Origin of the sequence: Pediococcus ethanolidurans (assembly GCF_964062635.1) — a bacterium.
Classification (GTDB): Bacteria; Bacillota; Bacilli; order Lactobacillales; family Lactobacillaceae; genus Pediococcus; species Pediococcus ethanolidurans.
The window spans coordinates 1,250,314-1,264,910 of sequence record NZ_OZ061250.1 but is presented as its reverse complement, the minus strand read 5'-3'; the positions used below and the strand labels follow the sequence as shown (position 1 = coordinate 1,264,910).

Annotated in this window: 16 protein-coding genes and 1 other RNA gene; 5 read left to right on the top strand and 12 right to left on the bottom strand. The window is 36.9% G+C overall.

Going from position 1 to position 14,597, the window contains the following annotated elements:
* The 8 genes from AB3219_RS06210 to AB3219_RS06175 form a co-directional block, all read right to left on the bottom strand.
* Positions 1-330: a cyclic-di-AMP receptor gene (locus AB3219_RS06210; RefSeq protein ID WP_057805803.1), complete on the bottom strand. Its 330-nt coding sequence runs from the start codon at positions 328-330 to the stop codon at positions 1-3.
* Positions 331-348: 18 nt separating this feature from the next.
* Complete coding sequence (gene tmk, locus AB3219_RS06205) at positions 349-990, bottom strand: dTMP kinase (protein ID WP_216754214.1); 642 nt, start codon at positions 988-990, stop codon at positions 349-351.
* Between the two features lie 29 nt (positions 991-1,019).
* A complete protein-coding gene (gene recR / locus AB3219_RS06200; RefSeq protein WP_057805800.1) occupies positions 1,020-1,619 on the bottom strand; it encodes a recombination mediator RecR in 600 nt (199 codons plus the stop codon).
* A 16-nt stretch (positions 1,620-1,635) separates the two neighbouring features.
* Entirely contained in the window at positions 1,636-1,950 is a 315-nt protein-coding gene (locus AB3219_RS06195) for a YbaB/EbfC family nucleoid-associated protein (protein WP_216754196.1), read from the bottom strand.
* Between the two features lie 20 nt (positions 1,951-1,970).
* Complete coding sequence (gene dnaX / locus AB3219_RS06190; protein ID WP_263773357.1) at positions 1,971-3,767, bottom strand: DNA polymerase III subunit gamma/tau; 1,797 nt, start codon at positions 3,765-3,767, stop codon at positions 1,971-1,973.
* Between the two features lie 80 nt (positions 3,768-3,847).
* Positions 3,848-3,934, bottom strand: an RNA gene (ffs, locus tag AB3219_RS06185) — signal recognition particle sRNA small type.
* Between the two features lie 28 nt (positions 3,935-3,962).
* Positions 3,963-4,481 (bottom strand): tRNA adenosine(34) deaminase TadA, encoded by a 519-nt coding sequence (gene tadA / locus AB3219_RS06180; RefSeq protein WP_260365496.1) that lies wholly within the window; start codon positions 4,479-4,481, stop codon positions 3,963-3,965.
* Positions 4,482-5,090 carry a class I SAM-dependent methyltransferase gene (locus tag AB3219_RS06175; RefSeq protein WP_260365497.1) on the bottom strand — a complete coding sequence of 203 codons (609 nt, stop codon included), beginning with the start codon at positions 5,088-5,090 and terminating at the stop codon, positions 4,482-4,484.
* Between the two features lie 253 nt (positions 5,091-5,343).
* Here AB3219_RS06175 and AB3219_RS06170 point away from each other — a divergent pair, with 253 nt between their 5' ends.
* The 4 genes from AB3219_RS06170 to AB3219_RS06155 all read left to right on the top strand — a co-directional run bounded on the left by AB3219_RS06170 (position 5,344) and on the right by AB3219_RS06155 (position 9,546).
* A complete protein-coding gene (locus AB3219_RS06170) occupies positions 5,344-5,574 on the top strand; it encodes a redoxin NrdH (RefSeq protein WP_046871054.1) in 231 nt (76 codons plus the stop codon).
* A 115-nt stretch (positions 5,575-5,689) separates the two neighbouring features.
* Complete coding sequence (nrdE, locus tag AB3219_RS06165; RefSeq protein ID WP_216754192.1) at positions 5,690-7,855, top strand: class 1b ribonucleoside-diphosphate reductase subunit alpha; 2,166 nt, start codon at positions 5,690-5,692, stop codon at positions 7,853-7,855.
* A gap of 31 nt (positions 7,856-7,886) precedes the next feature.
* Positions 7,887-8,900, top strand: coding sequence for a class 1b ribonucleoside-diphosphate reductase subunit beta (gene nrdF / locus AB3219_RS06160; protein ID WP_260365498.1), 1,014 nt, complete (start codon positions 7,887-7,889; stop codon positions 8,898-8,900).
* Positions 8,901-8,967: 67 nt separating this feature from the next.
* Complete coding sequence (locus AB3219_RS06155) at positions 8,968-9,546, top strand: TIGR00730 family Rossman fold protein (protein ID WP_216754780.1); 579 nt, start codon at positions 8,968-8,970, stop codon at positions 9,544-9,546.
* Positions 9,547-9,637: 91 nt separating this feature from the next.
* On the opposite strand, the gene AB3219_RS06150 is transcribed toward AB3219_RS06155, so the two are convergent.
* The 3 genes from AB3219_RS06150 to AB3219_RS06140 all read right to left on the bottom strand — a co-directional run bounded on the left by AB3219_RS06150 (position 9,638) and on the right by AB3219_RS06140 (position 12,660).
* Positions 9,638-10,867, bottom strand: coding sequence for a homoserine dehydrogenase (locus AB3219_RS06150; RefSeq protein ID WP_263765851.1), 1,230 nt, complete (start codon positions 10,865-10,867; stop codon positions 9,638-9,640).
* 34 nt (positions 10,868-10,901) lie between these two features.
* Positions 10,902-11,735: a homoserine O-succinyltransferase gene (locus AB3219_RS06145; RefSeq protein ID WP_263765850.1), complete on the bottom strand. Its 834-nt coding sequence runs from the start codon at positions 11,733-11,735 to the stop codon at positions 10,902-10,904.
* Between the two features lie 367 nt (positions 11,736-12,102).
* Positions 12,103-12,660, bottom strand: coding sequence for a TetR/AcrR family transcriptional regulator (locus tag AB3219_RS06140; protein WP_216762635.1), 558 nt, complete (start codon positions 12,658-12,660; stop codon positions 12,103-12,105).
* A 112-nt stretch (positions 12,661-12,772) separates the two neighbouring features.
* Between AB3219_RS06140 and AB3219_RS06135 the strand changes: the two genes are divergently transcribed.
* The gene (locus AB3219_RS06135) at positions 12,773-13,525 is read left to right on the top strand and encodes a sulfite exporter TauE/SafE family protein (RefSeq protein WP_216753510.1); all 753 of its coding nucleotides are present in this window, start codon (positions 12,773-12,775) and stop codon (positions 13,523-13,525) included.
* Positions 13,526-13,642: 117 nt separating this feature from the next.
* Here AB3219_RS06135 and AB3219_RS06130 read toward each other — a convergent pair whose 3' ends face one another.
* On the bottom strand, positions 13,643-14,038 hold the full coding sequence (locus AB3219_RS06130) for a helix-turn-helix domain-containing protein (RefSeq protein WP_272885363.1): 396 nt from the start codon (positions 14,036-14,038) through the stop codon (positions 13,643-13,645).
* Positions 14,039-14,597: the final 559 nt, after the last annotated feature.

The following is a 14,597-nucleotide window of genomic DNA, read 5'->3' as shown; positions in this document are numbered from 1 at the left end:
TTAGAACTGTTGAAATTTTTCAATTGGCATGACAAACACTGTTGCGCCACCAACTTGAACTTTAACCGGATACGCAGTGGTGCCTTCCATACTAGCGTCCAAATTAACAGGTGGTGTCATAAATTCTTCACGACTATGCGATGCTTCTTTAATCATCGCTAAAACCTCATCAACTCTCTGATCATCAATTCCAATCATATAAGTGGTATTACCTGATTTTAGAAAACCACCAGTTGTTGAAAGCTTGGTTGCCCGGATATTGGCATCGATAAATTGATCACTTAATTGACTAGCATCTTTGTCTTGTACAATTGCAATAACTAATTTCATTATCGTCACTCTCCTTACCTATTTAAAAAACTCTTTATTCTCTTGATAAATAATTTTTTCAACGTTAGAAACAACGTCTGCTTTGCTTTGGGTGGCATCAATCACTTTAATTCGTTGTGGATTCTGTTCGGCAATTTTCAAATATGAAGCCCGTACCCGTTTATGAAACGACAATTGCTCAACATCCAACCGATTTATCTCATCAGTTCGATGCGTCATAATGCGTTGCAACCCAATTTCAGAAGGAATATCAAAGTAAATCGTTAGATCGGGTAACAAACCTGCCGTTGCAAATAAATTCATTTGATAAACTTCATCAACACCGATTTGACGTCCTGCCCCTTGATAGGCCACTGAACTGTCAACATAACGATCACACAAAACTAATTTTCCACTATCTAGCGCTGGTTGAATTGTTTCGACAATATGTTGACGGCGAGCCGCAGCATATAATAAAGCTTCAGTTCGATCATCCATCTCCGTATTTTTTCGATCTAAAATAATATTGCGAATAGCCTCAGAAATTCGATTTCCACCCGGTTCACGAGTGACAACTAACATATTCTTTAATTGTGGTGTTAAATCCGCCACAACTGAATTTAAAGCCGTTGTTTTTCCTGCGCCATCTGGTCCTTCAAATGAAATAAACTTTCCTATCAACATGCCATCCCGCTTCTTAAATTAGTCTTTTACATTTCGGTTCGACCCTCTACAGCCTTAAACAAAGTCATTTGATCCGCATACTCAATATCACTACCAACTGATAAACCATGAGCCAAGCGTGTCACCTTAATTCCAGCTGGTTTAATCAAACGAGATAAATACATTGCCGTCGCTTCACCCTCAGGCGTTGCATTAGTGGCAACGATAACTTCTTTAATTGCCTGATTGGTCTGTAAGCGTTTCAAAAGGCTCGAAATATTCAAATCTTCTGGTCCTTTACCTTCCATTGGAGAAAGAACTCCCTGCAAAACGTGATACAAGCCATGATATTCCTTCATTTCTTCCATCGACATGACATCTTTTGGATCTTCAACAACTAGTACTGTTGACTGATCACGTGTTTTATCTCGACAGATTTCACAGGGGTCATCTTCCGTGATATTGCCACAAATACTACAAAAATGTAAATCTCGTTTGGCAGAGACTAAAGCTTTTGCAAATTCAGTGACATCATCTTGATCCATATTAATGGTGAAAAACGCCAATCTTGTGGCACTTTTTTCGCCAATTCCGGGTAATTTCATATAACTATCAATCAATTTTGCAATCGGCTCTGGATATTGCATTTATAAACCCTCATTCTTACATTCTAGGTAAACCTTTTGTATATTTACCCATTGTTTTAGTCGTTTCGTCTGTAATTTTTTTCATGGCATCATTAACAGCTGCCACAACCAAATCTTGAAGCATATCCACATCATCTGGATCAACAGCTTCCGGTTTGATAGCAATATCTTTCATTGTCTTATCACCCGTAAAAGTTACTTTCACCATATCATCTGGGGCAACTCCTGTAAATTCTGTTGCATCCAAGTTATTTTGTTCTTCGCTTACCTTTTTTTGCATCTTTTGCATTTGACGCATCATATTTTGCATATTTCCCATTCCGCCACGCATTTTAATTCCGCCTTTCTTAATTAATCATTCTTTATTTCCACTGTTTCAGATCCAAATAATGCTTCCGCCTTAGTAATCACCGGATCTTGCTGGTCTTGTGAACCATCGTTTGTAGACTGCTCACTTTCAGGTGCAAGATCACTTGTATTAGTAGGTGCACTTTCATTTGTCTGTAAATCATCTTTATGTTGTTGAATATAACTTTGCCGTATTTCTGGCCATTGTTCAGCATCAACATAAGCAATTTTTAAATCATGACCAACCAATTTATCAATATCTTCGCTGAGTAACTGACGAAGCTCACCATCATCTGCAGCCTGTTCATATAAAAACGCATAATTAAACGCAATTACGGCGCCCTTTTCACTAGCCGCAACTGGTTGTGCAACATGCATTAACGCCCGTTGCGTCACACTTAACATTGACATTAGGTCCGGCCATATCTCTTTTAATTGTACCAAATTTTTTTTGGTTGCGTTCTCTAAAACTGAATAAATTTTTGAGAGATTTGGTTTGACACGGCGGCCATTCTTTTTAGGACCACTCGTTCGGTTTACATGTTTTACTGTTTTTGAAACAGGTTCATTGCCCTGATTTTCCAACTCTTGAACTTGATGGGTAAGTTTTTTAACTTGCGTTTGTAAACGCGTAATTTCAGTGTCATCTACTGTTATACTTGCTGATGATTTTTGGTTAACAGCTGATTCGACTGGAGCTTGAACAGCTTTTTTTAGGGTAGGTTCAGCTAATTTGATTGTCAAAACTTCCATATAAACATCTGGATGAGTCGTAAAACGCATTTGTTGTTGTGTATTATTCAAATGATCAATCATCTGATAAATGCGTTCGGCTGAAATAGACGTAGCAAACGTTTTAAATTGCTCATCAACATCGCCTAGTTCTTGATCAACAATTAAGGCTGGATCTTGTTGATACAGTAATAAATTACGACAAAAATTAATCAAGTCTTCAATAAAACGATTGGCGTCTTTTCCTTCAGCCAGAACCTTTTCTAAGGTTGCCAATGCTGAACTCACCTGTTGCTTGGACACCTCAGCTACATATGTGTTTAATAAATCGTGATTGACACTACCCGTAACCTGTAAAGCATTTTTTAAAGTGATTTCATTATCACCAAAAGACAACGTTTGATCCAAAATACTGAGTGCATCTCGCATCCCACCCTCAGCAGCCTTGGCAATCACCATTAATGCTTTTTCATCAAAAGTAATCTTTTTTTGATTTAGGATGTAAACCATGCGTTCGTAACTATCTTTTGTTGAGATTCGACGAAAATCAAAGCGTTGTGTTCTTGAAATAATGGTAAGCGGAATTTTTTGTGGTTCCGTTGTTGCCAGAATAAAGACAACATTTGCTGGAGGTTCTTCCAAGGTTTTTAGAAGTGCATTAAATGCCCCCGTTGACAACATGTGGACTTCATCGATGATATAAACTTTATAATCTGCTTCGGTAGGTGCATATTTTGCCTTATCACGGATATCACGAATTTCTTCAACACCATTATTAGAAGCCGCATCAATCTCGATAACATCATTTAAACGTCCTTGCGTAATCGCTTTGCATGTGGCGCATTCATTACAAGGTTCGCCATCTTTCAAATGATGACAGTTAACCGCTTTGGCAAAAATTTTAGCTGCCGATGTTTTTCCAGTTCCTCTAGGACCCGTAAACAAATAGGCATGGCTAGTCTGTCCAGTAATGAGCGCGTTTTTTAATGTCTGTGTAATTACTTGTTGTCCAACAATCTCATCAAAGCGTTGTGGCCGCCAAACACGATATAAAGCTTGATAACTCATCTTTGAATTCCCTTCAATCATTTTTATAAACCTAAATAAAAAGCTCCTAGCCATGGCGACTAAGAGTTTATCAATTTCCTAATAACTTAAGGCACAAGACAGATCAGACTTAGTGCTGCTTCCTTCCGGATCTGACACAATTCGTAAGTCCACCCTTGCCTTAAGGCCTCTCGGCACTATTAATAATACTCGATCTTACTCAAAATTTCTACTAATTTGTTTACTTTTTTTAATGTTTTTTCTGTGAAGCCGGATTTCACGGAAAAAAGTTTGCATAATTTGGCTTGCTTCTTTTTGAAAAAGTCCTTCATGAACTTGAACTTGATGATTTAATCGTTGATCATTTAAGAGTTGATATAAACTTTGCACCATGCCGGCTTTAGGATCTCGAGCCCCAAAATAAACTTCGGGAAGCTGTGAATTAATAATCGCACCACTGCACATCATACAAGGTTCAATTGTCACAAACAACTGACAGTCCCAAAGTCGCCAACTATTTAAAGTATGACAAGCAGCCTTGATTGCAATAAGTTCTGCGTGTGCAGTCGCGTCTTGATCTTTCTCACGCAGATTATGTCCCTGGCCAATTACCTGATTTTGATAAACCACAACTGCGCCAATCGGTACTTCCCCAATTTTCTTGGCTTTTTTTGCTTCTTCATAGGCTAGACTCATGAAATACAGCTCTTGATTAGCTGACAACTCGTTAGTCATTTATTGAGACTCCTTCACACTTTTAATAATATAGTAACCTTTTTGTTTGTGTATTATTTCGGCATTACCAAAAACTTGTTTCATTGTCTTTTTTGCAGAAGGCGCTCCTTGTTTTTTTTGCAAAACAATTATTAACATGCCATCAATTTGTAAATATTTTTTGGCATCGGAAAGAATTTTGGCGACGATCGCTTTTCCCGCTCTAACTGGTGGATTGGAAACAATGGTTTGATAATCTGTTTTTTCCACTTTGTCATACGTATCGGATTCCCAAATTGCCACGTTGGTAATGTTATTTTGTTCAGCATTTTCTTTACATAAAGCCAACGCGCGTAAATTGACATCCACTAAATCCACATGGACAGCAGGCAATGCTTTAGCAATTGCTAAGCCCATTGGACCATAACCACATCCGACATCCAACACATTGCCAGTTATCTCATTTAAATCTAACGCTTCTAATAATGTCCGGGTTCCAAAATCAATCGTGTTTTTTGAGAAAACACCATTATCAGAATTAAACGTTAAGTTTTGTTTCAATAACGTAAACTGCCATTGCTTTTTTTCATGTAAAACTTTGGGATTTTGTGTATAATAATAGTCAGTCATATTTTTCTCCTTCTTTATAATTTCCATTATAAAGGATTATTAGGTTTAAAACATAACTAACTTAACGTTAGATTTTTCATTTTATACTGAATTAAAAAAAGTTTCCTTCAAAACCTTATTAGACCACCACATTTAGTGTTTATCTAAAAAAACACACTAAATATGGTGGTTTTTCATTGAATTTTACATTTTATGCTGTATACTAAATCTATCAGTTAAAACATAAAAGAAACAGAGAATTGAAGGTGATTACATGAGTGAAGTAACAATTTATACTAAAAACAACTGTATGCAATGTAAGATGACAAAACGTTTCTTAAGCGAACATAACATTCCATTTAAAGAACGTAATATTAATACAAATCCTGATTATATCGATTATTTGAAGTCACGTGGATTCCAAGCAGTCCCTGTTGTGGAATCAAACGGTAATGAACCAATTGCCGGATTTCGACCTGACGTTTTAAAACAACTTGCTATTTAGCAATTCATATATCACTGTATCAGGCTGATTAAAACGCACATGCTGCACATTATGACAGCTAGGCATTTTTTATTTATCCCTATTTTAATTGTTATCGCAGAAAGGCGTGGAAAATATGAGTCTCAAGAACTTAAAAGATGTCACCTATTATGACTTAAACAATGAAATTAATATTCCGGTCAACAACCAAATTCCGCTCAACAAAGATCATGATGCATTGGCTGCCTTCTTAGCACAAAATGTGGAACCCAACACCAAAAAATTTGACTCTTTGCAGGATCGATTCGATTACCTCATTAAAAATGATTATATTGATGAAGATTCGATAAAAAAGTACTCACCACAGTTTCTTGAAAAACTATATACCTATTTGAAAGACCAACATTTTCACTTTAAATCATTTATGGCAGCCTATAAGTTTTACGCTCAGTATGCATTGAAAACTAACGACAATAGCTACTACTTGGAAAACTTTACCGACCGTGTTGCCATGAATGCCACCTATTTTGCCGAGGGTGACGAAGATTTGGCCATGGCAATTGCTGATGAAATTATTCATCAGCGTTACCAACCTGCTACTCCCAGTTTCCTAAATGCCGGTCGCAAACATCGTGGTGAATTAGTTTCGTGTTTCTTAATTCAAGCAACTGATGATATGAATGCCATCGGTCGAACCATTAATTCAGCACTTCAGTTATCCAAACTTGGTGGTGGTGTAGGAATCAACTTAAGTAACCTACGAGAAGCTGGTGCCCCAATTAAAGGTATTGAAGGCGCAGCTAGTGGCGTAGTCCCTGTTATGAAGCTTCTAGAAGATAGTTTTTCTTATGCTAATCAACTCGGTCAACGTCAGGGTGCTGGAGTTGTCTACTTAAACATTTTCCATCCGGACATTATCGCCTTTCTTTCTGCAAAAAAGGAAAATGCCGATGAAAAGATTCGTGTCAAAACGTTATCGCTTGGCGTGGTCGTACCGGATAAATTTTACGAGCTTGCTCGTGAAGATCAGGATATGTACCTCTTTAGCCCCTATTCAGTTGAAAAGTACTACGGCAAACCATTCTCGTATGTTGATATTACTAAGGAATATGACAACATGGTGGCCAATCCCGAAATTACCAAAACAAAACTTAAAGCTCGTGATTTAGAAAATGAGCTTTCCAAATTACAACAAGAATCTGGTTATCCATATGTCGTTAACGTCGACACAGCTAACCGTGATAATCCGATCTATGGAAAGATAGTAATGAGTAATTTGTGTTCTGAAATTATGCAAGTTCAAACACCATCTGAAATTGATGATAAACAAGCATATACAAAATTGGGTACAGATATTAGTTGTAATTTAGGTTCAACTAACATTGTAAATATGATGAATACGCCTAATTTCGGCCATTCTGTTGAAACAATGGTTCGTGCGTTAACTTTTGTAACTGATCATTCCAACATTAATGTGGTTCCTTCCATTCAAAATGGTAATTCGCTTGCCCACACCATTGGTTTAGGTGCTATGGGTTTACACGGTTTTCTTGCTAAGAATCATATGTACTATGGTGATTCAGATTCCTTAGATTTTACGAGTGTTTACTTTATGCTTTTAAACTACTGGACCTTAAAAGCTTCGAATGAAATTGCTCGGGAACGTCAAACGACTTTTCATAATTTTGAAAAGAGTAAATATGCCGATGGTAGTTACTTTGACAAATACATTGATAAGGATTGGGGTCCAAAGACTGAAAAGTCTAAAGAATTATTTAAATCAATCTCAATTCCTACCAAAGAAGATTGGCAAGCATTAAAGGCAGCAGTCATGAAAGATGGTCTCTATCATCAAAATCGCATGGCAGTTGCTCCTACAGGTTCCATTTCCTATATTAATGACGCCACAGCTAGTTTGCAGCCAATTGTTAACCGGGTTGAAGAGCGTCAAGAAAAGAAAATTGGAAAAATTTACTTCCCAGCTCCATACCTTGACAACAGCACTTTAAAATACTATCAATCAGCCTATGATATTGATATGCGCAAAGTCGTTGATATTTACGCTGCTGCTCAACAGCACGTCGATCAAGGAATGAGTATGACTTTCTTCATGCGCTCAACCATTCCTGAAGGTATTTACGAGTGGAAAGATGGACGAACTAATAAAATGACTACTCGCGATTTGAATATTTTACGAAATTATGCGTATAATAAGGGAATTAAATCTATTTATTATATTAGAACTTTCACTGATAACGACGGCGAAGTTGGCGTTAATCAATGTGAAAGTTGTTCAATCTAATTACTAATTACTTTAGAAAGGAATTAAAATAATGGCAGATGCAAAGCTGGATCCAATTAAATGGAGTGCTGATGGCAACTATAAAGCCATCAATTGGAATCAGGTTTCCGATGAAATCGACAAGGCAACCTGGGAAAAACTAACAGAACAATTTTGGTTAGACACACGGGTTCCTATTTCAAATGATCTTGATGATTGGCGTACTTTAGACGAAGATCATAAATGGGTTGTAGGTCACGTCTTCGGAGGCTTGACTTTACTTGATACCTTACAATCTCAAGATGGGATGGCAGCCTTGCGAAAAGACGTGCGTACACCACACGAAACCGCCGTTCTAAATAATATTCAATTCATGGAATCTGTTCATTCAAAAAGTTATTCATCAATTTTTGAAACTTTAAATACACCAGACGAAATTAGTGAGATTTTTTCATGGAGTGATAGTGAAGAATTTCTGCAGAACAAAACTAAGAAAATTTACACGTTATATCATGATGACGGCGATCCACTAAAGAAGAAAATCTCTAGTGTCTTCCTTGAAACTTTCTTATTCTACTCTGGTTTCTTTACACCCCTTTACTACTTGGGTCACAACAAATTAACCAACGTTGCTGAAATTATTAAGTTAATTTTACGTGACGAATCAGTTCATGGTACTTATATTGGTTACAAATTCCAGTTAGCACTCAAAGAGTTGTCTGAAACTAAACAACAAGAACTTAAAGACTGGATGTTTAATTTTCTTTATGAACTGTATGATAATGAAGAAAAGTATGTTCACGTTTTGTATGACCAAGTTGGTTGGACGGATCAAGTGTTAACTTTCACTCGTTACAATGCTAACAAGGCTCTAATGAACCTAGGACAAAATCCACTCTTCCCTGATACCGAAGCCGATGTCAACCCAATCGTGATGAACGGCATTTCAACAGGAACTGCAAACCATGACTTCTTCTCACAAGTTGGCAATGGTTACCGGTTAGGTCAACTCGAAATAATGTCTGATAAAGACTACGATATTGGTGAACCTAAAGACCACAAATAAGTTTTAAAAAGAATGTCTCTAAGTTTCCTAACTTATGGACATTCTTTTTTTATTAGGAGATAAAAACATGAAATCAATTCGATCAATTTGTGTATTCTGCGGATCAAATACCGGTTATGACGAAAAATATAAAAAAACAACCATCGAACTTGCCGACTATTTAGCTGTTCATCACTATCGATTAGTGTATGGTGGTGGGCGTCTGGGTTTGATGGGCGTTTTAGGTAACGAGATGCTAAACAAGGGTGGCGATGTTTTAGGTGTCATCCCCAAAGTACTTGTTAACGAAAAGTTAACCCGAATTTCTAATGACAAGATTATTACTACTGCCGATATTTCAGAACGAAAACAATATATGTTAGATGCCTCCGACGCCTTTATCGCCTTACCTGGTGGTTTTGGTACCTTTGAAGAATTTCTTACCATGTTGTCTTGGAGCCAGATAAATTTACACCAAAAGCCCCTCGCTTTGCTCAACATTGATGGCTTTTATGATCCATTAATTCAATTATTAAAACAAGCATGTGATGCCGGTTTTGCTCCCAAAGAAAATCTAAATTTATTTGTTTCATCCAATCACGTTCCAGAATTGTTTGATCAATTAGCTAAGTTTCAACATACACAACCAAATAAATGGACCAATTAATTCAGAAAAAGCGATGTAAAACTAGTAATACTAGTTTTACATCGCTTTTTTGTAATTTTTTAGCATAATTCATTATTATCAACTAGCACACTTATTTTAAAAGCGTATAAAAATGACTATCTTTATAATTACTACCAAGTTCAATTTTTTGATCCTTTGTTAAAACTGTCGTCACACAAAAATAAGTGTGATCAATATTAATGATTTTTTCAAAGTATTTTGCCTTTTCCCTAAAGAAATTAGGCTCGTTAACTTCTTTAATCACAACGAAGTACCTTAACGAAAGATCCAGTAGTGAATGCTCCGCTATCTTGTTAGAGGGGACATTAAAACTTATTCCGCTTTGGTTTGTTAACAAATGACGTGTCACTGTTAGTAAATCACTCATAATACTGTTTGCAGTTGGCTCAGAGCCCGCACCAGGACCTGTGTAAGACGTTGTACCTAAAGCCGCGCTAGTTACCAAAATACTGTTTTCAACCCCATTAATGTTCGCTAATGGATGCTGTTTAGTGACTGCAACTGGTCCCACCAAAGTAAAAAGTGTTTGCTCTTTTTTTCGAGCAACTACGGCCGGCTTAAGCGTAAGTCCCAATGCTGCCGCTCCGTTAATTTCACCCGTTGTGATACGTTGAATTCCGCATCGATTTAATTGTTTTAAATTAATTGCATGTCCAAACGCCAACTGACTCAAAATGGCTAATTTATAGGCTGCATCAAACCCCTCAACATCATTGGTTGGATTGGCTTCTGCATAGCCAAGTTTTTGTGCTTGCTTCAAACTTTTTTCGTAACTGCTATGTTCGTTTTTCATGGCACTTAAAACATAATTCGAAGTTCCATTTACAATACCAGTTAAACCACTGATTTGATCAGTAATTAGACTATCACTTAAAACACGTAAGATGGGAATTCCTCCACCAACACTGGCCTCATAATAGAGATCAACATGATTTTGACGCGCAAGTTCAGTTAGCTGCGGCCCTCTTAACGCAATTAATTCTTTATTAGCCGTAATAACCGATTTGCCATTCGTGATTGCTTGATAAATTGCCTGGTAAGCCTGCTCCAATGTTCCCATCACTTCAATAATAATTTGAATTGAAGGGTCAGTCGTGACATTTTCAATTTGACCCGTAAACTGTACATTTTCGTTAAAGTTTAAAGTTCGTTTTTTATCCGGATGCTTAACCGCAATTTTTTTGACACTAAAATGAACCTTTAAAGATTCTGCAACTTGACTAGCTTCACGGTTTAATAACGTCAAAACCCCCGTTCCAACCGTTCCACAACCAAGCATTCCAACCGAAATAGTTGTCATTTCAAACCCTCCCAAATCTTTTATTTTTGTTCATTTAATGTAATAAATTAAGCCAATTTTGATAAATTAGTTGACTACTGTTTTTCCATGTATAACGAATGTGTTGATCAGAACGAAAGTAATTTTTGGGCGGAAGAATACGTTGTTTTTTATTCAAATCTCTTTCATACTCTAATTTTAAGGTATTCGCTTCATATTCAGGATGTCCCGTCAAATAGGTTTGATTGATTTGTGGCGCATGCAGAATCATTGCCCCAATTTCATTATTACTTGCACAAACATTTACACCAGATGGCTGTTCACTGTTAGTGTGTCGCGATTGTGGCATTCTTAATAAGTGATCATGGCTGTTAAAACCGTTAGTTAGCGGACTTTGTGAATCAATCTGTGTGGCTGAATAAATACCAAACGTCTTTTTAGCTAACTTTGTCTTCTCAATATTAAACTCAATCGACAATCCTGCCTGAGCAGCCCAACACTCAAGTAAGGTTTGTTTAACATGATGATGCGACCATTCAATAATATGTTTAAACTCCTGCCAATAATCAACTTGATTAAACGCTAACGTCTCAACTGGAGCGCCAGTCATAATTAAAGCATCATAATCTTTTTTTGCCGCATCATTAAACTTAAGATACGCCTCAGTCATTGCAGCTCGAGAGGTGCCTTTGAAAGTATGACTTTCCGGATAAGCAAATGTGAATTCAATATCCTGGTTCATGCCGTTAAAAGCATTCAAGAACTGTCGCTCTGTTGTCTGTTTGGTTGGCATCAGATTTAAAAGAAGCACATTGATTGGATTATTTAAATTTGTGTTGTGCCATTTTTGCTGAGTTTTTAAGAATCCATTCACTGCATTAACTGTCATTTCATTGCCCTTCCTACTTCAAAATAAAAAACGTCCTCATTCCATAGCCTTATATAAGGCTATGGGACGAAGACGTTCGCGGTGCCACCCATTTTTTAATATTTTTCAATATCAAACTTAGTAACCACTCTCAACCACCAAAATTGAGAATGCTTTGTAAGTTATCGGTTACTACCGGGAAATCAGCCAATCTTTGACCAATTACCAACTCCGAGTTCATTTTCAGGTTTTCAAACAACACCCCATTGCACCAATTGAGGCTCTCTTCAAGAAGTTATTCAACCTTACTCTTCTCATCAACACTTAATTTTTTAACTTTTACCTAATTTTACACTCACTTTTTGTAAAGTCAACATTGAAATAATATTTACAAATCTTTTAGCATTTTTAAATTCATGACTAATAATTCATGAAAACTATCAGTTGCAGATAAAGAATCATCAGTAAACCAACCAGTACCTACATTAACAATATCGCCCACCATTATATCGCGGACACTCCGACTAACTAACAGCTGCTGAGATTTAGGATAAGCGCCATCAATCATTTGATTCAGCAATAGTCGAATTTCACCAAAGGCTTTTGTCACTTCTGAATATTTCTTTGTTCGTGGCATCGATAATACAAATTGCGTTAACTTTAAATGCGTCAATGCGAGTCTCCGAAATTCTGTTGCAAAAGCGACAATACCTGCTTGCCCAGAAAGGCCAAAAAGTTGTTTACGAAGTTGATCGCCAACTTGGGTAACTGCCCAACCAACAACAGCATAACGAAGTTCTGTTTGGTTATTAAAATAACTATATAAAGCCTGTGATTTAGTTCCCAATTTTCTGGCAATTGCGGAAAAACTAAGTACATCGCCCTCTTCAATTAGTTCAATACTGGTTTGAATAATTTTTTCTTGCGATAAAATCTGACGTGTCATGATTGACCTCCTAAAACGCGCTTGACATTTACACGTTGTAAACTATAATTACATATTGTAAACTAATTAATCAAGTTTCACAATCTTATTTTACCAAAAGAAAGTCACATTAATGAATATAATTTTACTAGGAATCATCGGACTTATTATTGGTACTTTTGTAATTCTGTTTGGTGGCGGTGGTGCTGCAATCTATCTTGGAATCTTGACCGGACTCTTTGGACTTCGCGCTTCAGCCGCTGCAGCTACCTCACTTGTAACTGTTCTACCTTCACTAATGATGGGAACTTGGCGTTATTATCGTCAAGGTCAAATAAATACCAAGGTGGGTAATCAAATGTTAGTAACCGCCATCCCTGCAGTAATCGTTGGCTCTTTAATTTCCGGTTACATTCCAAATAGCATTTATACTTGGTTAATTGGACTTATTCTTATCGTTTTGGGACTCAATATGTTCTTACAAAAAACTTCTAAAAAAGCTTCTGTAAATGATAAGGTTGCCCATTCAGCTCGTTTAAAAGCCGGAATATATGGTATCTTGGGCGGTTTAATGGTTGGTGTTGCAGGAATGAGTGGTGGTGCTGTAATTATTGCCGGTCTATTTCTTCTTGGACTACAAGCCTTTAATGCAACCGCAACGAGTGCCTATGTACTTGTATTTATGACCGCCGTTGGAACTTTGTTTCACATTGCAGGTGGTCAGGTTGATTGGTCTGCGGGTTTACCTTTAATGATTGGTGCGTTATTTGGTGCTATAATTGCTCCCAAATTATCGCTGAAGCTCGCTAAGACACAATCAATTAAATATATGAAACCAGCAATTGGTGTTTTTCTTACCTTATTAGGAATTAAATCACTTTTGTAATTCTTACAAGTTAGTTCAAAACTTTATTTTTACTAAAAAAGAATCCACAACTGTGAATTCTTTTTTGGTCTAATAGAGACCTTTTGCTATTAGTCTAATTCTAAATACTACCTCAAACTACGCTTCAGCATCGTTCACATTAAAGGTTGGATTTAACTGCATTGCAGCTAGCCGTTGTCTTCCCCAGGCACCCATCGCTTCAACTATGGGGATTAATGATCGTCCAAGCGGTGTAATTGAATATTCAACATGGAGTTGCTTTTCTTCAAATACTTTTCTAGTGATTAATCCATCGGCTTCAAGTTCACGTAACTGATTCGTTAACACCTTATGTGTAATCGTTGGCAAAAGATTGCGAAGACCATTGAATCGATACGAATGGTGTTCATTTAAATGGCACAGTATCACAAGTTTCCATTTTCCAGAAAACATTGCAAGTGTAAACTCCTTTTCGCAACTATAATCACCATTTCCTAATCGTGCCATGACATCTTTTCGAACAACATCAGTCATAAAATTACCTCTTTAAAAATAAAACTTGTTACTTCATCGTAACATGAACATGAATCACACAAAATCAATACTAACTAAAGGTTGAAAGTATCAAAATCACTTCAATAACTGCTGTTAAACGACTTAGTATACAAGAAATAGTTTAACTGCCGTCCTGCGGCTCACTTGGTCTGGAACGGGGTGGGCACGATTTGAAGCCAAGAAGAACACTTGTCTTCAAACTCGGCCTTATTCTAAGTAATAAATTACTAAGAATAATTTCACCCCTGAGACCAATCGCCTTCGGACTAAGAATGTTTGATGTTAAATAATGCTCAGTGATATTGATGTCACACCTTTTATATCAGTGTGTTGGTTGCAAAAATCAGACCTAGTCTGGAAGCAAATGGGCTCAGTAGTGTCGTTTATCTTAGCGGGTTTCGCTTAGATAAAGGCCGAGCTTAGAGACATGGTTTGCGGCTCCAAGTCGTGCCAACTACGTTCCAGCCCAAATTTGCTGGAAGACGACATTTTAATCTAATTTTGTTGTCATAAATGCTTTTGTATCAGGCAATGAAAT

Bases quoted from the DNA above. Each gene is read 5' to 3' on its own strand.
- AB3219_RS06210 (WP_057805803.1), bottom strand. From the start codon at position 330: ATGAAATTAGTTATTGCAATTGTACAAGACAAAGATGCTAGTCAATTA.
- recR (WP_057805800.1), bottom strand. From the start codon at position 1,619: ATGCAATATCCAGAGCCGATTGCAAAATTGATTGATAGTTATATGAAA.
- AB3219_RS06195 (WP_216754196.1), bottom strand. From the start codon at position 1,950: ATGCGTGGCGGAATGGGAAATATGCAAAATATGATGCGTCAAATGCAA.
- dnaX (WP_263773357.1), bottom strand. From the start codon at position 3,767: ATGAGTTATCAAGCTTTATATCGTGTTTGGCGGCCACAACGCTTTGAT.
- tadA (WP_260365496.1), bottom strand. From the start codon at position 4,481: ATGACTAACGAGTTGTCAGCTAATCAAGAGCTGTATTTCATGAGTCTA.
- AB3219_RS06175 (WP_260365497.1), bottom strand. From the start codon at position 5,090: ATGACTGACTATTATTATACACAAAATCCCAAAGTTTTACATGAAAAA.
- AB3219_RS06170 (WP_046871054.1), top strand. From the start codon at position 5,344: ATGAGTGAAGTAACAATTTATACTAAAAACAACTGTATGCAATGTAAG.
- nrdE (WP_216754192.1), top strand. From the start codon at position 5,690: ATGAGTCTCAAGAACTTAAAAGATGTCACCTATTATGACTTAAACAAT.
- nrdF (WP_260365498.1), top strand. From the start codon at position 7,887: ATGGCAGATGCAAAGCTGGATCCAATTAAATGGAGTGCTGATGGCAAC.
- AB3219_RS06155 (WP_216754780.1), top strand. From the start codon at position 8,968: ATGAAATCAATTCGATCAATTTGTGTATTCTGCGGATCAAATACCGGT.
- AB3219_RS06150 (WP_263765851.1), bottom strand. From the start codon at position 10,867: ATGACAACTATTTCGGTTGGAATGCTTGGTTGTGGAACGGTTGGAACG.
- AB3219_RS06145 (WP_263765850.1), bottom strand. From the start codon at position 11,735: ATGACAGTTAATGCAGTGAATGGATTCTTAAAAACTCAGCAAAAATGG.
- AB3219_RS06140 (WP_216762635.1), bottom strand. From the start codon at position 12,660: ATGACACGTCAGATTTTATCGCAAGAAAAAATTATTCAAACCAGTATT.
- AB3219_RS06135 (WP_216753510.1), top strand. From the start codon at position 12,773: ATGAATATAATTTTACTAGGAATCATCGGACTTATTATTGGTACTTTT.
- AB3219_RS06130 (WP_272885363.1), bottom strand. From the start codon at position 14,038: ATGACTGATGTTGTTCGAAAAGATGTCATGGCACGATTAGGAAATGGT.